Origin of the sequence: Vibrio sp. 1CM7H, assembly GCF_023161645.1 — a bacterium.
In the GTDB taxonomy this organism is placed as follows: domain Bacteria; phylum Pseudomonadota; class Gammaproteobacteria; order Enterobacterales; family Vibrionaceae; genus Vibrio; species Vibrio diabolicus.
In genome coordinates this window covers 311,877-325,713 of the sequence record NZ_JALNTV010000001.1, presented here as the reverse complement: position 1 = coordinate 325,713, position 13,837 = coordinate 311,877, and the positions used below count along the sequence as shown (strand labels likewise).

The following is a 13,837-nucleotide window of genomic DNA, read 5'->3' as shown; positions in this document are numbered from 1 at the left end:
GAAGCCGCGCATTTGTGCGGCTTTTTTGATCGATCCTCTTTGCACTTGAGTAGTTATACTTATTGAAAACAAAGGGAACAACACCATGAAAGGATTACTGAAACTCGTCGCTCTCGTTGGCTTTATCTCCATGAGTTCGCTTGCTCTCGCATCTGAGTGCCCTGATATTCTTCAAGGTAAGCAAAGGTTGTTAAATTCAACAGAAGAAGTCGACCTATGCGAAAGCTTTAAGGGAAAGACGCTTCTGGTCGTCAATACAGCAAGCCAGTGCGGCTTCACTCCTCAGTTCGAGCAGTTAGAAACCCTCTACCAAACTTACAAAGAGCAAAACTTCACCGTCATTGGTTTCCCGAGTAATGACTTCCGACAGGACAGAGGAAGCGAAACAAACACAGCGAAAGTCTGTTATCTCGATTACGGGGTCACCTTTCCAATGATGGCTCGCTCCTCAGTATTAGGCGTAGATGCAAACCCCGTATTCAGCGAGATTACTAACCAAGCTGGCATCAAACCAAAATGGAACTTCTATAAGTTTCTAATTAGCTCTGAAGGCAAAGTTATTGCCACTTTTCCAAGCTCCACATCACCGACAAGTACTACGCTTACCAATATGATAGAGCAACAATTGTAAGGTGACGACCATGACAACACGCTCAACCATGCTACAACTCGGTTACTTAGGCCTGGTTCCATTTGTGTTTAGTTTAGGGCTAATTTTCACTGACATCTCACTGTTCAATTTAAGTGGCCAGCAATTTTTCATCGCATACAGCGCCGTTATATTAAGTTTTTTATCCGGCATCCTTTGGGGTAACGGCATTGAGCATTACTACCACCGCCTTAGCAGAAATATATTAATTCTCAGCAACCTTTTTGTCTTACTTGCTTGGGGCGCATTACTGCAGGGTCACAAACATTACGCGGTCGCTACCCTACTCTTAGCAATTGGGTATCTTGCTATTTGGTATGCAGAAAAACTCGTGAGGAAAGTCGAACAAGACGCCGAGCCCAAGGGATATCAAGGAATGAGGAGCAAGCTGACCTTCAGCGTAATCGTAATGCACGGATTGGCTTTAGTTTCATAGCCTGGTCTGTCCAGTGCTAAGATCACAAAAAAACGTCTTTTTATAAAACAATGTTCATTTCGTGAATGCACACATATTTTGAACACTGTTTTGTTTTATTTATGAATCAATCCACATATAAGTATTTCAAAGCATTCACAAAGGATATGAATATGTTTTTTCGCAAACTTTTGTTTAGCACTGCGATGATCAATGCAACGACAGGTTGCGTGTCTTACCAGGCACAACAAGCCGCCGCTCAAACAGTAAATAATACAGGCGCCGTGCTTACCAATGTGATTAAAACTACGATTGCTCAGCCATGTAATGTTGCAATCACTGCTGCTAGCTTGTTTTATCCGCATGCCATATTTATGACTAGTGTTCCGACTCAAGCATGTACAAGCGTTCTTAGATAATGCGAAAGTGATAAGCATAAAAAATGGCGACTCTATCGTCGCCATTTTTAAGCATCAATGCTATTTATAGTTACAGCGTCAATAAGTAATTAACTAATTGATTGTACTCGTCGTAAGTACGAATTTCGTTGGCCAAAACAATGTATTTATTGTTCACAACCACACCTGGAACCCCTCTTAACGTGCTGGCTGCAAATTGTTTGTCAAAGCCTTTCTGCATTGAGTTTACGGCAAAGCTATTGTAAGCGGCATCAAACTTCTTACCTTCTACGCCATTATCAACGAAGAGCTGTTTCAGCTCAGCGTCATCTTTTGGCGCTTGTCGCTTTTGATGAATTTGGGCAAACATGGCAGGAATCATTGTATCTTCAACCCCGAGCGATACCATCGTCGCGTAGGACTTGGCCATCGGAATCGCCATATCTCCGCCCATGAACCCCACATGTACCTTTTCAAACTTTGCCTCTTTTGGCAGAGCAGGTTTTAAACGCTCAATAAGCGACTCAAACTTGTAGCAATGTGGGCAATAAAAAGAAAAGAATTCCGTCACAACAGGTTTCGATGCTTTCTTAACATCCAGAACTTTGTAGTGCTTCCCTTCTTCAAATTGCGCTGCGTGAGCGGTAAAAGTCAGTAAAAGTGCACTACATAAGGCAAGTAGTTTTTTCATTGTTTATTTCCTTGTGGCATTCAAATGCCAAATCATTTCATTTGGTAAAAAGGGGAAAACCCCAAGTAATTTGAGATGAGGAATTAAACAATCGGAGGACGATAAAGCTTGGTGATCACTGTCACTACTTTTTCGACTAAAGGCCTATCAATCAATGCAAGGCTGTAAGGAAGAAGCAGTAAGTCGTTTTGAGATAAGTTGGCGGGAATTTTGACCATGCAGGAAGAGCTACAACTCGTGTGAGACTGTTGCACCTTATTGATAGTTGACCCATCGTGATGTGACTCTACGCAGTCGTCATTGACGCCAAGTTGTTTGTGCAGAGCAGCCTGTTGAACAATAATATCGCGTACTTCAATTGTTTTCACCGGGGCTGAAGCCTTCGCCATAGGAGCGACACTGCTCAAAAGCATAGCGGCTAAACAAACTATCGCGGTCAACAATGTGCGGTTAAACTTCAACATAGCTACATCAACAAAAATGGTGATTTAAGATAATACATGATAACGGTTTGACTTCAAGATACGGACTCTGAGTTCCGCCTCGCCTAAAAACTTGGTACGTTAACGGTTCCTTACCCTTGAGGCTTCTCAATACCGCTCCCCTCTCACAAGAACTCATAGCGATTAAGCTATTCATCATTTAGATAGTTCTTCACCTGATACCAGCGACAATTCGATAAAACTTGAAATCGTTATGAAACACGAGTAATAGTTAGAACAGTTTTTGTACGAACAAGGAAAGATCAATGCTTAAAAAGAGATTCTTTAAGACAAAAGATGAAGTTGAAGTCACGTTCGAGCTAGATAAAGACCAGTGGGACTCCATTCATATTGCTGGGGATTTTAACAACTGGCAGCCAGAACCGATGAAATTAATGAAGAAAAGCCGTCAATTTAAATTTAAAACGCGCTTACCTAAAGAGCAGAATGTTCAGTTCCGCTACTTGCTCAATGATGCAAAGTGGGAAAACGACCCTCAAGCCGACGCTTATGTTCCCAATGCTTTTGGCAGCGACAACAGTGTCGTGTGCACCACCGAATAAAACGTAAGTTCACTCTAATATTCCATATTAAGGCGCAACAGTTGCGCCTTTTTTAGACACTTCATAATGTGATTAATGATTAAGTTTGAATCATTACTTGGGGTATTTATCGAATCAACTCATCCGATAACCTTATTCTGAGAAAGCTTTATTTGAAATAATTCGTAAATTTGTTTAAGTTCCAGTGATATTAAATATTGTATACATCACTCAAATGAACGCACAACAAGTCAAACCATCTTTAATCATTGTGGAAGACGATCCCAAATTACAAGCTATGCTGGGAGAGTATTTTGTTGAACAAGGTTTCCAGGTCAAATGTATCGACAACGGGACAGACGCACCGGAAGCGATTATTGACACACAGCCAGACGTGGTTTTGTTAGATTTGATGCTACCTGGACAAGACGGCCTGAGCGTATGTCGTCAAATCCGTGAATGCTACAAAGGCAAAGTGTTGATGCTGACAGCGAGTGATGACGACTTCGATCACGTCGCCGCATTAGAAATTGGCGCCGATGACTTTGTTACCAAGCCAATCAAACCTCGCGTGCTACTGGCGCGCATTCGCATGCTATTGAGAAGAAAAGAGGCAGCCTCTACCGAGTCCGAAAACGGTCTACAAATTGGAGTGCTGTGTTTAAACCGATTACGTAAATCATGCGTCATGAACCAGGAAGAAATTGCGCTGACTGACGGTGAGTTCGATTTATTATGGGTTCTCGCAACACACGCAGAAAAAACACTCTCACGTGAGTGGTTAACGAAAACACTACGTGGTATTGAGTACGACGGTACAGATCGCACCATTGACAACCGTATTGTGACATTGAGAAAAAAATTAGGCGATGCCTCTTGCTCTCCACAAAAAATCATCACGGTTCGCGGCAAAGGCTACCTATTTATGCCTGATGCATGGAATGAATAATGAGACGGATTTATCTGGAAAGCTTTGTCGGTCTTATCATTCTATTTATGGTGAGTTTGTGGGGTTACGAATTCTTGGTCTATGAGATCAACACAGATTACGATTACCTGCTACAAGAGCAAGAAGGTCAAGCTTTCCACGATCTTATCTATCCTATCTACGAAGAGCACGGACTAGAATACACTCAACAACAGCTTGAGCAATTTGCCACGTCCAGCCATCGCTTGTTGATTCCTCACACGCTCGAAGAACTTCCAGAGGACATCAGAAAAGCATTTGAAAGTGACACCTCTGTTAACGTGGCTTACGACGAAGAAAGGGATATATGGTTCCGCCTAGATGCGGACACCCCTATTTTCAAAATGATCGATGATCCGGATAGCTCAGTTATTCAGGCGATTAACTTTGATGACAACATTGTATGGTTATTCTTTTTAGCCGGATTTGCTCTGTATTGCATACTGCTGATCTGGTTTTTGAGTCGTCGAATTCGTGAGTTAGAAAGAGTCACGGTCGAGTTTGCTTCAGGCAACTTCAAAGCACGAGCAAGCACCTCAAGCGCCAAATCCGTTGGGACACTGAACAAAAGCTTTAATACGATGGCTGACAAAGTTTCTCGCCTGATCACTAGCAATAAAATGCTGACCAATGCAGTTGCGCATGAATTACGCACTCCTATTTTTCGTTTACAGTGGCAAGCTGACTTGTTATCGGACTCTACATTAACCGAACAACAGAAAAAGCATGTACGTAGTATCGTCGAGGACATTGACGAGATGGAAGACATGGTTGAAGAGCTGCTTTATTACGCCAAAATGGAACGCCCAGATACGGCGTTGCAAACAGAAAACGTAGCGCTCGCCAAGTTAGTTAATGAGTTAAAACAGAGATGGCAAAAAGAGACCAAATTATCAATCTCACTCAATGAAACAAACTCTGAAAACGCGCGCGCATTCGCCGATCCAAAACTGCTAAAACGTGCCTTGGATAATCTGCTACGCAATGCAATGCGATATGCAAATACTCAAATTATGGTTGAGATAAAAAGTGATCAGCAAAGCTGCTTAATCCATGTACATGATGATGGTATAGGTATAGAAGAGCAGCATTGGCCTCACCTTTTTGAAGCATTTTATAGCGCCGATGAGTCCCGAAACAAAAACACGAGTGGATTTGGGCTTGGTTTGGCGATCGTCAGGCAGATAATGGAACTTCAACATGGTGAGGTTTCGATTTCTCATAGCCCACTTGGTGGTGCTTGCTTCACACTTCGTCTTCCAAAATCAGACAGTTAAGTTAACGTCTTTCCTCCTTTACAGAAGACGACACTTCAATACACTCCAGCGACAGAGCCCAACAATAAAACAGTGTACATTTAATCCATAAATTCACAGAACAAATGGATAATACTCATGTACAAACCTTTTATTCTGGTTATGACGCTTGCCTCTACTCTTAGCGCTTGTACTTATAATCAAAAGCCTGTTGTCGACATGACTAATGTTGATCCTGCTAAATATGAACAAGATTTTCTTTATTGCCAAGGGTATGCGGACAACGTAGACAAAACGGAAGCTGCAAAATCTGAAGCCGCTAATGGCGCAGTTACAGGTGCACTAATTGGGGCAGCAGCTGGAGCGCTAGAAAGCGGGATAGGTGGGGCTGCTGTGGGTGCCGCTGCAGGCGGTGCTGTAGGAGCAGGGGCCGGAGCGTTGAGTGGAAGCAATGACTCCACCAAAACACAATCTCTTGTACTGCGAAAATGCCTTCAGAATAAAGGCTATACCGTCTACGACCTTGATTAATTCAACTCTTTTTTCTTATTCAAACCCTATATCGTTGTGTGATGAATGCCATTCACAAATGTTTCACGCAAGAACGATTAGTCTCATTTCATCGTTTGGATAGATGCACAATCTAAATTATTAAGCTGTAGTAAGGTCATATTTTGAAGCCAGGTAAAACAGGTCTACGCCGTGTCATGGATGCGACCGGCTATTCATTTCAGGGATTGAAAGCCGCATGGAAATACGAAGCCGCCTTCAGACAAGAATTGATTCTAGCCTTAGTGCTTTCCGTCTGTGCTTTTTTCCTTCCAGTCACCACATTTGAAAGAGTACTGATGATCAGTAGCCTGTTATTGGTCCTGATCGTCGAACTTATTAATTCCGCCGTAGAAGCGGTTGTCGACCGTGTTAGCGATGACTGGCACGAGCTCAGTGGTAGAGCCAAAGATATCGGCTCGGCTGCAGTATTTGTTGCGCTCACTCTTGCCCTTTTTGTTTGGGCTTCGTTCTTGCTCTAATTTTGATTCAAGACATTTACTTATGAAGACACATAATTTGCAACAAAAAGGTATCTCGTACGTTACCTTTACTTTCTTGTTGGCACTCTATTTCGCGCTGGTTGTAAACATTCCTATTTACAAAGAGCTGAATGGTATTTTTTCAAGCCTAGATAATGTCAAAATTGGTTTTATTATTACGATACCCATTTTCTTTCTTGCCGCGCTCAATTTCCTTTTTAACTTATTTAGTTGGCCTTGGGTTGGAAAGCCATTCTTTATTATTTTGCTCATAATTTCGAGTATGGTGAGCTACGCAAGTTACAACTATGGCACGCTTTTCGATTCTGGAATGATTGCTAATATTGCTGAAACCGATTCGAGCGAGGCAAGCTCTTACCTGAGTGCTTATTCTGTAATCTGGACGCTACTTATGGGGGGCGTCCCTGCGATGATTGTCTATAAGGTCAAGTTGCAATCTCAGCGCCACCAATTGCTGTATTTTTCTCTCACGAAGTTGGTGTCGATGTTGTCATCTCTTGCAGTAATTGCTGTTATTGCCAGTGTTTACTACCAAGACTATGCATCTGTCGGTCGCAATAACAGCTATCTGAAAAAAATCATTATTCCCACTCAATTCGTTTACAGCACGACTGGGTATGTAAAGGAGAAATACTTCACCACGCCAGAGCCGTATCGCGAGATTGGAATCGATGCAAAGCAGTCAGATAGCGCAGTAAAGCAAGCACAGAACAAGCCGACACTACTGGTGTTTGTTGTCGGAGAAACCGCTCGAACACAGAACTACCAACTCAATGGCTATAAGCGAGAGACAAACCCTTACACCAGTAAGCTGGATGTGATTTCATTTCAAGAGGTTGCGTCTTGTGGCACTGCAACTGCAGTATCTGTGCCTTGCATGTTTTCTCAGCTCACGCGAAGCGAGTTTGAACGGACCAAGGCAGATAACCAAGATAATGCTCTCGACATCATGCAGCGCGCTGGAGTTGACCTCATCTGGAAAGAAAATGATGGCGGAGACAAAGAAGTCGCCCACAAGATCAAGAAAATTGAAGTGAACCGAAAGCAAGCAAGTCCTCTGTGTAACGGTCAAACCTGTTACGATATGGCGCTGTTAGATCACTTTGATCAAGAAGTTGCGGATATGCACGGCAATCGCGTTGTCGCCATGCACCTTATAGGAAGCCATGGTCCTACCTACTTCCAGCGTTATCCTAGAGACAAAGCGTTTTTCAAACCAGACTGCCCACGTGCAGATATAGAAAACTGTAGCGTCGAACAAATCGTGAATACGTACGACAATACGATACGCTACACTGATCTTGTGTTGGCACAAACCATCAACAAACTCAAAGCATTAGAGTCTCAATATAATACCGCTCTCATCTACGTATCGGATCATGGTGAATCATTAGGCGAAAACGGATTGTTCTTACATGGCATGCCTTACGGCCTTGCACCAGACTTCCAAAAACGTGTTCCTTTGCTCATGTGGCTATCTTCCGGCTTTAAGCAAGTGAAACAAATAAACACCGACTGTTTGTCGAATGAAGCGCAAAAGGCAGGCCAGTACTCACATGATAACGTGTTCCACTCTTTATTAGGCGTTATGGATGTACAAACCCAAGCCTACGACGGCAAGTTGGATATATTCAAAGATTGCCGCACGACTTCCTAAGTGGACCAACAAAGCCTGACTCAAAATGTGAGTCAGGCTCTTTTCTAACAAGGCATTTAAACTCATCAGCTTGCCAAGCGTTATACTACAACCTGCCATCCATACATCGAAATAAGGACTAGGATGAAAATTGGTATTATTGGTTTAGGAGATATTGCTCAGAAAGCATACCTTCCCGTTATCACTCAGCTTCCAAATATCGAACTTGTATTTTGTACCCGCAACGCAAATGCACTTGAGAGTCTGGCTAAGCAATATCGAATCTCAGAGACCTGTCAAGACTACCAGCAGCTTCTGCACTTTGGCGTAGATGCTGTCATGATTCATGCGGCAACAAGCGTACATCCTCAAATCGCAGCATTCTTTTTGCAACATGGAATCCCAACCTTTGTCGACAAACCATTAGCGGACAATGCTGATGACGTGGAAAAACTGTACGATATTGCCGAAAAAGAAAAACAACCACTTTATGTGGGCTTCAACCGACGTCATATTCCGCTTTACAACCAACACATGCCAGAGGTACAGCAAGGCAACATTTCTGACCTAAAATCGCTACGCTGGGAAAAGAACCGTCACCAACTACCAGGCGATATTCGTACCTTTATATTTGATGATTTTATTCACCCATTAGACAGTATTAACGTGACAGCCAAGACCGATTTAAAAGAGGCTTACATAACGCATCAACTTGAGGGTGCCCAATTGGCGCGTTTAGACATTCAGTGGCAACACGGAGATACTTTACTCCACGCTTCGATGAATCGTCACTTCGGTGTGACTATGGAGCGCGTTCAAGCTTGTTATGCTAACAAAGCAGTGGAATTCGACTCTTTCGTTGAAGGGAAACGATGGCAAGCGAACCAAGAGCAAAAAATCCATTTGAAAGATTGGACGCCAATGCTGACGAGCAAAGGTTTCCATGCGATGTTGCTCGACTGGTTTAACGTCGTTGAATCTGGAAAAATCGCTAGTGAAGTAGTGAAACGCAACATTGCTAGCCATCAGTTAGCAGAGCAAATTTGTCAATATATCGAGAAAGTTACCTCTAGGTAGCTTAATTCTTGGCTATGTGCTTAATCGAGTATTACGCTCTATACTAAAACAAACGTAGCTTCAGAGAGTCATTCATTCTCTGTTAATACTTATGCGGCTATTCTATCAAGCAAGCGAATGAGGGAACGGATCACGTTTATTAACGGAGTGGTTCTAGTTTTACATTACTATACCCTCAGGAACCAGCATCATCACATTCAAGAGTAAAGGAAATAGAATGAGAACACTCGGTAACATCATTTGGTTTGTATTTGGTGGCGTATTTATGGGGTTGCTGTGGTGGTTTTTCGGCATCTTAGCCTTTATTAGCATCATCGGAATACCTTGGGGGCGTGCGTGTATCGTTATGGGTAATTTTTCCTTTTTCCCATTCGGAAAAGAAGCCATTTCACGCGATGAATTGACCAATGAAATGGACATTGGTACGAGCCCTCTAGGCGTTATCGGCAACGTCCTTTGGTTTGTCTTTGCAGGTCTTTGGTTAGCAATCGGTCACGTACTTTCCGCCGCAGCGTGTTTTGTAACCATCATTGGTATTCCGTTTGCACTCCAACACCTGAAGCTTGCGGTTATTTCACTCGCACCAATTGGTAAAACGGTTGTGTCGTCAGAAGAAGCTGCAATGGCTCGGTACAATATCAACCGCTAACAAACAGCCAGTATACTTTCTATCCTCTGGGCAATCGTGCTCAGAGGGCAACTCCCGTCAAAAGTAAGCCTATTATCGCTATCGCATATTCAATAATGGTTGATTGTATATCCATACCGTCACCTTTAAGTTGAAGTTCACCCTAGCTCTGTACTACTTTACTTTTTTATTAATCAATGGATTAGCTTAACCCTCCAAGCTCACCCACGCTCAAAAATCAGTATTATTTCCGCTCATCTAAATTGAGTTCATTTACGAAAAGTCGAACTATAAGCATAGTTGATATTAATGATTTTTGACGATAAATAACTCACACCAATCCAGCGATAGTTCCAGCGTTTACTTTTTCTCAGTAAACGCAAGCCGTTACGAAAGCGGGTTTCTTCCCGATCAAAGCCACCACTTCGCATCACTATCGCTTTTCTTTAAAAGGCAACAAATATTCGTTGTTATCTTGAGTAAATTATTTTGTTTGTCGCATTTAAGTTCAATCAATATTATTCGCGACATCAGAGAAATAGACCATTGAGCTCCTTAGCATTTATCACAGACATAGAACGTAAAGCCCCTTTTTTGCTCGTTTTTCTTTTTACAAATGTTCTAACTCAACGTCTATTCAGACAGGAATACACCGTGGATAAATATCAAGCTGCTTATGCCAAACGTCTAGAGAAGTTAAAGGGTAATCAATCTCCAAAAACGATAGCCCGTCTTTCGGCTTGGGAGGCATTTCTTAACAAAGAGTACGAACTCCAAGACTTAGAATACCAACTATCAGACGCAGCACACCTACACTATGAACAATCTCATGTGAAAAATGATATTTCTTTTAAGGCGTTCAAGCGGGCGTTCTATAACGAATCCATCAAAATCTACAACCTAACCGATGGCGCCTCTATACAGAAAGTATTCACTCCGCTGCTCGCATTAACGACAGTTTGGGTGCTATTTATCTGCTTTTTTGACAAGTGATCATCACTTTTATTAGAACAATAAACTTAGGGCGCTTGCATCATGATTCAAAACGATAACCAGACGCACAACGCCCCACTTAAATATAAAAAAGGAGTTTGATCTTGTATGTCTAAGATGACACTTCTTTTAATTACAACAACGATCAGTATCGGAATTACAGGCGCCGCTTTCTGTGTGGGAGTGACATATTTATTCAGTGCGCTTTCACTAAATGAGCTGCTCAATAACCTGTAACTCCCTAGGCTTAATATAAAAAGGGCATCCATCGATGCCCTTTTCTTTTACTTAAGGAGATGCCCTAGCACTTAGGACCACTTGGGTATAAAACCGTTATGCGTTAAGCTGCATTCTATTCATCCAATAGGTAAAGAATGGAACACAGTGATGGAACAAGTAGGAGAGCGTGCGTTGATTGTCGAAGGTGGTGCGATGCGAGGTGTATTTTCTTGCGGCATACTCGATCATTTTCTCGCTAACGATTTCTCTCCATTTGATAGCTTTTGGGGCGTATCGGCGGGCGCAAGTAACTTGGCGGCGTATTTAGCTAAAATGCCCGGGCGCAACTTAAAAATCTATCTCGATTACAGTTTAAGGAAAGAATTCATCTCACCATCTCAGATTCTACGTGGCGGCGATATGATGAACTTAGATTGGATGTGGAACGTCACTCTCGAAGAGCTTGGTATCGACAAATCCGCACTAAAAGCGGATTCGAGACCTTTCTTTTTAGGCGTAACACGTCAAGACAATGGCCAAGCCGAGTACCATACTCCTAATGTCGACGAGCTCGCAGAAACAATGAAAGCCAGCAGCGCACTTCCCGTACTTTACCGAAATGGTGTCTTACTGAACGGCACCCGATACGTTGATGGCGGGGTTTCTGATGCACTTCCTGTCGCAGAAGCAATAAAGCGAGGAGCCAAAAAGATTATGGTTTTACGCAGTCAACCCTCTAGCTACCAAAAGCCGAAAGGAAAGTTCAGCGCACTAACCAAACGGATGTTGAAAGAAACGCCAGGATTAATTGAGCCGATGTTGACGCGTGAAGTTCGCTACAATCAAACGTTAGCACTGCTCGACAATCCACCATCGGGAGTCGAAATCATCCAAGTTTGTCCTCCTGAATCATTTAAATTAAAACGATTGAGTCGCTCGCCAGCACCATTGCGCCAAGCTTATGAGTTAGGTATTGAAGCAGGAAAAGAAGCCATCATGCGATGGAATCAGAAGTAGAAAAAAGCCACGTGGATTAGACGTGGCTAACGCAAATTCGATGGCAGTGGATTATCGTATTTGCTTCTGGTCGAGCCCAATAGTCAGGCTCAAAACTGTTGATAACTGCGCTACTCACAGAAAAGGGAGTTAGGATGTTGACGCTAGTAGGTTTCAAACAATCCTGAATTGTAGTCTTGGATTGCTTGTTCTATTTCTTCCATGCTATTCATTACAAAAGGGCCATAGTGAACCACTGGTTCATTGATTGGTTCGCCAATAAAAATCAGAGCACCACTCTCCTTTTCGGCTTGTAATTCAACCCATTCACCTTTCGATAGAATCGCCATTTCGCCTTGATTGATCTCACGATCTTTTAACTGAACACGACCTTTATAAACGTAGATCATCATGTTGTGGTCTTGCTCCGTGGTCAAATTCAAAGCGTGACCAACCATCGCTCTCCAATCGGCTACTGTGGCAGCAACACCTGTTTCTGTTAAAGGCCCCTGAATACGTTCGTTGTTTATAGTCAGATGACCAGCAATCAAGCGTACAACACCCGAGCTTTGAGTTTCGAATTCCGTTATCGTTTCAGGTTGAAAGTCATGATATTGAGCCGGTGACATCTTATTTTTCGCAGGCTGGTTTATCCAAATTTGGAAACCATGCAATTCACCTTCCTGCATAATAGGCATCTCACTATGAATGACGCCTCTTCCTGCCGCCATCCATTGAGCGCCACCAGAACGAAGCTCACCAACATTATCCATGTGGTCACGATGCTGGAAATGACCTTTCAACATATAAGTAAGCGTCTCGATGCCGCGATGCGGATGAGGAGGAAAGCCACCCACATAATCAGCACGGTCGTCAGACTTAAGTTCATCCATCATCAAAAATGGAGAAAAACTCGCATGATTAAACCCTGCTACTCGACGAATTTTCACTCCGTCACCATCAGCAGTGGGTTGTGATTGAATAAGCTGACGAATTTCTCTGAATGTGCTCATACTATTTCTCCTCGTTTACCTTTGTGGCCGCTTGCAAACCGCATGTTCAGCCATGGCTATCGATATGGTTCTATTTTAGATTGAAGAAAAATAATCATGAGCCTTGCTATTTGAGCTACTTATTCAAATTTTTCGAACAGCCCACTTATCCAAGCTGTCGACATATATTTAAAAATAAGTGTAGCTATTTCCTAAACAAGGTGTATAGTAGGCCTTGGCTCTTAGAAGAGAGCTGTTAATGCAACATTTAGTTTAAGTTTCCTCTCAGTAAAATCTTGAATCCCCCAATTCAGACACCTGCGTACAACTTCCTCTTGATTGAACATTCAATAGCTTAGAAAAGATCCACAAAACAAATTCAAATTTTAATGTTTAATTCAAAGGTATTTTTATGTCTAAAGTAAACGGCTCAGTAAAATGGTTTAACGAAACTAAAGGCTTTGGCTTCCTATCTCAAGACAACGGTGGTCAAGATGTATTCGTACACTTCAACGCTATCGTTTCTGACGGTTTCAAAACACTGACTGAAGGTCAGAAAGTAAGCTTCAACGTAGAGCAAGGTAAAAAAGGTCCTCAAGCGACTGAAGTAACTCCTCTATAAGACTGCTTTTCTTGGTGTAGCATGCCCATGCTGCACCAAATCTCTCTCCTTCAAAAATATTCTCACTTTAATCACTCAGCCTAATATCAGGCATTGCTTTGTGCTACCTAAAATAAATAGGATAGTACTGCTTAATTTATTATTTATATTTATAGGAAAAATCATGTCCTCAAAAAGAACAGGCCGTCAAAGGCATTGGTATCAATTACTTAACAAAGACAA

Annotated in this window: 17 protein-coding genes; 14 read left to right on the top strand and 3 right to left on the bottom strand. The window is 42.4% G+C overall.

What is annotated here, in order from left to right; translation table 11 throughout:
• Positions 1-85: 85 nt before the first annotated feature.
• The 3 genes from MSG33_RS01480 (at position 86) to MSG33_RS01470 (ending at position 1,483) form a co-directional block, all read left to right on the top strand.
• Positions 86-631 carry a glutathione peroxidase gene (locus MSG33_RS01480; protein ID WP_005396353.1) on the top strand — a complete coding sequence of 182 codons (546 nt, stop codon included), beginning with the start codon at positions 86-88 and terminating at the stop codon, positions 629-631.
• 10 nt (positions 632-641) lie between these two features.
• On the top strand, positions 642-1,085 hold the full coding sequence (locus MSG33_RS01475) for a DUF3429 domain-containing protein (protein ID WP_167427316.1): 444 nt from the start codon (positions 642-644) through the stop codon (positions 1,083-1,085).
• Between the two features lie 152 nt (positions 1,086-1,237).
• Positions 1,238-1,483: a hypothetical protein gene (locus MSG33_RS01470; protein WP_005373664.1), complete on the top strand. Its 246-nt coding sequence runs from the start codon at positions 1,238-1,240 to the stop codon at positions 1,481-1,483.
• A 70-nt stretch (positions 1,484-1,553) separates the two neighbouring features.
• Here the strand turns inward: MSG33_RS01470 and MSG33_RS01465 are convergent, their stop codons facing one another.
• Positions 1,554-2,153, bottom strand: a complete 600-nt coding sequence (locus MSG33_RS01465) for a thiol:disulfide interchange protein DsbA/DsbL (protein WP_104972344.1) — start codon at positions 2,151-2,153, stop codon at positions 1,554-1,556.
• Between the two features lie 83 nt (positions 2,154-2,236).
• On the bottom strand, positions 2,237-2,617 hold the full coding sequence (locus tag MSG33_RS01460) for a hypothetical protein (protein WP_167427315.1): 381 nt from the start codon (positions 2,615-2,617) through the stop codon (positions 2,237-2,239).
• A 284-nt stretch (positions 2,618-2,901) separates the two neighbouring features.
• On the opposite strand from MSG33_RS01460, the gene MSG33_RS01455 reads away from it, so the two are divergent.
• The 10 genes from MSG33_RS01455 to MSG33_RS01410 all read left to right on the top strand — a co-directional run bounded on the left by MSG33_RS01455 (position 2,902) and on the right by MSG33_RS01410 (position 12,022).
• On the top strand, positions 2,902-3,198 hold the full coding sequence (locus MSG33_RS01455) for an isoamylase early set domain-containing protein (protein WP_167427314.1): 297 nt from the start codon (positions 2,902-2,904) through the stop codon (positions 3,196-3,198).
• Between the two features lie 214 nt (positions 3,199-3,412).
• On the top strand, positions 3,413-4,126 hold the full coding sequence (locus MSG33_RS01450; RefSeq protein WP_005396348.1) for a response regulator: 714 nt from the start codon (positions 3,413-3,415) through the stop codon (positions 4,124-4,126).
• The gene (locus MSG33_RS01445; protein WP_048624808.1) at positions 4,126-5,421 is read left to right on the top strand and encodes an ATP-binding protein; all 1,296 of its coding nucleotides are present in this window, start codon (positions 4,126-4,128) and stop codon (positions 5,419-5,421) included. The genes MSG33_RS01450 and MSG33_RS01445 overlap by 1 nt, the downstream gene beginning before the upstream one ends.
• Positions 5,422-5,538: 117 nt before the next feature.
• Entirely contained in the window at positions 5,539-5,931 is a 393-nt protein-coding gene (locus MSG33_RS01440; RefSeq protein WP_005396344.1) for a glycine zipper family protein, read from the top strand.
• Between the two features lie 143 nt (positions 5,932-6,074).
• Positions 6,075-6,431: a diacylglycerol kinase gene (locus tag MSG33_RS01435; protein WP_012842368.1), complete on the top strand. Its 357-nt coding sequence runs from the start codon at positions 6,075-6,077 to the stop codon at positions 6,429-6,431.
• Between the two features lie 22 nt (positions 6,432-6,453).
• The gene (locus MSG33_RS01430; RefSeq protein WP_248379546.1) at positions 6,454-8,109 is read left to right on the top strand and encodes a phosphoethanolamine--lipid A transferase; all 1,656 of its coding nucleotides are present in this window, start codon (positions 6,454-6,456) and stop codon (positions 8,107-8,109) included.
• A 123-nt stretch (positions 8,110-8,232) separates the two neighbouring features.
• Complete coding sequence (locus MSG33_RS01425; RefSeq protein ID WP_248379544.1) at positions 8,233-9,165, top strand: Gfo/Idh/MocA family oxidoreductase; 933 nt, start codon at positions 8,233-8,235, stop codon at positions 9,163-9,165.
• A 217-nt stretch (positions 9,166-9,382) separates the two neighbouring features.
• Complete coding sequence (locus MSG33_RS01420; protein WP_005373685.1) at positions 9,383-9,814, top strand: YccF domain-containing protein; 432 nt, start codon at positions 9,383-9,385, stop codon at positions 9,812-9,814.
• Between the two features lie 633 nt (positions 9,815-10,447).
• Positions 10,448-10,786: a hypothetical protein gene (locus MSG33_RS01415; protein ID WP_006741201.1), complete on the top strand. Its 339-nt coding sequence runs from the start codon at positions 10,448-10,450 to the stop codon at positions 10,784-10,786.
• Between the two features lie 387 nt (positions 10,787-11,173).
• Positions 11,174-12,022 carry a patatin family protein gene (locus MSG33_RS01410; RefSeq protein ID WP_248379541.1) on the top strand — a complete coding sequence of 283 codons (849 nt, stop codon included), beginning with the start codon at positions 11,174-11,176 and terminating at the stop codon, positions 12,020-12,022.
• A 143-nt stretch (positions 12,023-12,165) separates the two neighbouring features.
• Here MSG33_RS01410 and MSG33_RS01405 read toward each other — a convergent pair whose 3' ends face one another.
• Positions 12,166-13,014, bottom strand: coding sequence for a pirin family protein (locus MSG33_RS01405; protein WP_134645472.1), 849 nt, complete (start codon positions 13,012-13,014; stop codon positions 12,166-12,168).
• 391 nt (positions 13,015-13,405) lie between these two features.
• Between MSG33_RS01405 and MSG33_RS01400 the strand changes: the two genes are divergently transcribed.
• Entirely contained in the window at positions 13,406-13,615 is a 210-nt protein-coding gene (locus MSG33_RS01400; RefSeq protein ID WP_005396336.1) for a cold-shock protein, read from the top strand.
• Positions 13,616-13,837 lie beyond the last annotated feature (222 nt).

Bases quoted from the DNA above. Each gene is read 5' to 3' on its own strand.
- MSG33_RS01480 (WP_005396353.1), top strand. From the start codon at position 86: ATGAAAGGATTACTGAAACTCGTCGCTCTCGTTGGCTTTATCTCCATG.
- MSG33_RS01475 (WP_167427316.1), top strand. From the start codon at position 642: ATGACAACACGCTCAACCATGCTACAACTCGGTTACTTAGGCCTGGTT.
- MSG33_RS01470 (WP_005373664.1), top strand. From the start codon at position 1,238: ATGTTTTTTCGCAAACTTTTGTTTAGCACTGCGATGATCAATGCAACG.
- MSG33_RS01465 (WP_104972344.1), bottom strand. From the start codon at position 2,153: ATGAAAAAACTACTTGCCTTATGTAGTGCACTTTTACTGACTTTTACC.
- MSG33_RS01460 (WP_167427315.1), bottom strand. From the start codon at position 2,617: ATGTTGAAGTTTAACCGCACATTGTTGACCGCGATAGTTTGTTTAGCC.
- MSG33_RS01455 (WP_167427314.1), top strand. From the start codon at position 2,902: ATGCTTAAAAAGAGATTCTTTAAGACAAAAGATGAAGTTGAAGTCACG.
- MSG33_RS01450 (WP_005396348.1), top strand. From the start codon at position 3,413: ATGAACGCACAACAAGTCAAACCATCTTTAATCATTGTGGAAGACGAT.
- MSG33_RS01445 (WP_048624808.1), top strand. From the start codon at position 4,126: ATGAGACGGATTTATCTGGAAAGCTTTGTCGGTCTTATCATTCTATTT.
- MSG33_RS01440 (WP_005396344.1), top strand. From the start codon at position 5,539: ATGTACAAACCTTTTATTCTGGTTATGACGCTTGCCTCTACTCTTAGC.
- MSG33_RS01430 (WP_248379546.1), top strand. From the start codon at position 6,454: ATGAAGACACATAATTTGCAACAAAAAGGTATCTCGTACGTTACCTTT.
- MSG33_RS01425 (WP_248379544.1), top strand. From the start codon at position 8,233: ATGAAAATTGGTATTATTGGTTTAGGAGATATTGCTCAGAAAGCATAC.
- MSG33_RS01420 (WP_005373685.1), top strand. From the start codon at position 9,383: ATGAGAACACTCGGTAACATCATTTGGTTTGTATTTGGTGGCGTATTT.
- MSG33_RS01410 (WP_248379541.1), top strand. From the start codon at position 11,174: ATGGAACAAGTAGGAGAGCGTGCGTTGATTGTCGAAGGTGGTGCGATG.
- MSG33_RS01405 (WP_134645472.1), bottom strand. From the start codon at position 13,014: ATGAGCACATTCAGAGAAATTCGTCAGCTTATTCAATCACAACCCACT.
- MSG33_RS01400 (WP_005396336.1), top strand. From the start codon at position 13,406: ATGTCTAAAGTAAACGGCTCAGTAAAATGGTTTAACGAAACTAAAGGC.